A 2,565-nucleotide genomic window follows, 5' to 3' on the forward strand; every position below is an offset into this window, starting at 1 on the left:
AAATGCTGGGACTGCCGGATGATTTTTGGGGAATCATTTACGACACCGCGTCTGTCAGCAGCCTGCACGCCATCGCGGCGGCGCGAGAGCAGCTCAGTGATTTGCGTATCCGCGAAGAAGGACTCTCCGGACGGAATTTGCCCCGCTTGCGAATGTATGCCTCCGAGCAGGCTCATTCTTCAATTGACAAGGCAGCCCTTACTTTGGGGTTAGGCCTTGCCGGCATCCGGAAAATTCCGGTCGATGAAAAATTTCAAATGAAACCTGAGGCCTTGAGCCAGGCCATTGCAGAAGACCGCAGGCAAGGGTGGCGGCCGTTTTGTGTAGTTGCGACAGTGGGGACGACCTCAACCACCAGCATCGATCCCGTTCCTGGGATTGCCGAAATTTGCGAACGCGAAGATTTGTGGCTGCATGTCGACGCCTCTTATGGCGGCTCGGCGGCAGTTGTTCCTGAAATGCGGCATGTTCTCGAGGGCAGCGAGCGGGCGGATTCGTTCGTGGTGAATCCGCATAAATGGTTGTTTGTTCAGCTTGATTTAAGCGCGTTTTATACGCGCAAACCTGAAGTACTGAAACGAGCCTTCAGTCTGGTACCCGAATATCTGCGTACTCAAGAAGACGACGAAGTTGAAAATTTTATGGATTATGGAGTTCCGCTTGGGCGGCGGTTCCGGGCCTTAAAACTTTGGTTTGTTCTGCGCTATTTTGGCGTCGATGGTATCGCAGCACGCATACGCTACCACATTGAACTGGCTCAAAAATTGGCGCGGTGGATCGACGAACACGACGATTTCGAGCGTATGGCGCCTACGCCGTTCAGCACACTTTGCTTTCGAGCACATCCTGAAGACATGAACGATGAAGACGAATTGACTAAATTAAATGAACACCTGCTTGAAGCAGTCAATGAAACGAGAGAGGTGTTCTTGTCTCACACCAAGCTGAATGAAAAGTATGTATTGAGAGTGGCGATTGGCAATATAAGAACGGAAGAACGGCACGTCAAAAATGCCTGGGAGTTGATTCAAGCGAAATTAAAGGCAAATCATAAACCTGCAAGCTAAGTAATGCGAGTCAAAGATAAAACCGTGCTTATCACAGGAGCAGCCCGCGGAATTGGCCAGGCGATTGTTATTGAATTTGCAAAGGCCGGCGCGGATGTCATTGGAGTAGATCTTTCCCTTGCTGACGTGCAGCAAACTGCGGAAGCGGTGGAAAAGCCGGGCCGCACCTTTAAAGGTTTAGCTTGCGATATAACGGATGAGACGGCTGTTTCTATGATGCTGAAAGAGGCGCAGCAGTTTAAAAGCGGATTCGATATTCTGGTTAACAACGCGGGTGTGCTGCCAAGCGGTCCTTTTATGGACCGGGACTTCGCTGTCTGGCGCAAGACCGTCGAAACAAATTTGACTGCTTTAATGGTGTTAACTCATTTGGTGCTGCCCTATTTTTTGAAAAGAGAAAGCGCCCATATCGTCAATATTGCCAGCATTGCCGGGAAATACGGAACCGAGGGCCTGGTCGCTTATTCCGCCTCGAAACATGGGGTTGTCGGCTTCAGTTCAGCGCTGCGTTTTGAATTGCAGGATACTCACATTGGGGTGAGCTGCATCTTTCCAAGTCAGGTCGAAACTCGTTTGAGTGAAGGCGTGTTAAACACATTTCTGACTCCCCTGATACAACCACGCGAAGTAGCTCAGGCGGTGAGAAAAGCTGTGGAGAAAAATTTACCTGAGGTTTATGTCCCCAAAAGCCAGCGTTTTGTGGTGTCCATTTTGCCAAGTTTAGCGCCCGGTTTTGCACGCTGGTTTGCCAAATGGACGAATGCATCCAAAGGCTGGGTCCAGGCAAAAAAAGAGATTCCCGCTGACGTTGCGGAAGAACGAGAAACCTAAGAACATCAATATTTCCAAACTTTATTCTAATAGTTGTTTTTTCTCCAGGACCGTAACACGATTTTTCTCTGTTAATTGTAATTCCCTCCTGGAGATTTATACAGCTGCCTCCCTCTTCTAGACTATCCTTAACAAAAGGAATTAAAACAGCAGCCAGTCCCGCAACCGCACTAACAACCAAAAGAATCATTAAAACAACCACAATCACTCCAGATACCCCTTTTTTATTTTTGGGCCTCATTTTAACTAGTGATAGATTTCTCATTCTTATCACAATTATACGGCTGACCGTTATCATCTTTTAGGATAGGAATTAAAGCTTCTGGCGTTCCTTCACCATCAATAGTACAAGAACCAGCCCCTGCAGGAGGAATAGGACTCCCAAGATCACAACCTACTATCTCGCCAGTATCAACCCTAACTTTTACACCTTCTATAGTAGCCTGGTTACCATTGTTTACAATGCTTACTAAAGATCCAGCTACACTAACACGTAGATTAACATTTTCACAAACAGTATCTATCGGATTCTCAAATTTTGTAACACTGGGTTCTATAACACTCCTCGCCCAGATAAATATAATTGCAATTACAATAACAGACATGGTAATCAGTAGAACAGTCGCAACAACTGGAGACACACCTTTTTTATTTATCGCTCTTATCA

At 47.0% G+C, this 2,565-nt stretch carries 3 protein-coding genes; 2 read left to right on the top strand and 1 reads right to left on the bottom strand.

The window, feature by feature from the left end; translation table 11 throughout:
• Positions 1–1,067: amino acid decarboxylase (locus tag IH879_22335; GenBank protein ID MCH7677666.1), on the top strand; the 1,067-nt coding region annotated here is incomplete at its 5' end.
• Between the two features lie 3 nt (positions 1,068–1,070).
• Complete coding sequence (locus IH879_22340; GenBank protein MCH7677667.1) at positions 1,071–1,898, top strand: SDR family oxidoreductase; 828 nt, start codon at positions 1,071–1,073, stop codon at positions 1,896–1,898.
• Positions 1,899–2,140: 242 nt separating this feature from the next.
• Here IH879_22340 and IH879_22345 read toward each other — a convergent pair.
• Positions 2,141–2,565: hypothetical protein (locus IH879_22345; GenBank protein MCH7677668.1), on the bottom strand; the 425-nt coding region annotated here is incomplete at its 5' end.

The sequence above is a fragment of the candidate division KSB1 bacterium genome, assembly GCA_022562085.1.
GTDB lineage: Bacteria > Zhuqueibacterota > Zhuqueibacteria > Oceanimicrobiales > Oceanimicrobiaceae > Oceanimicrobium.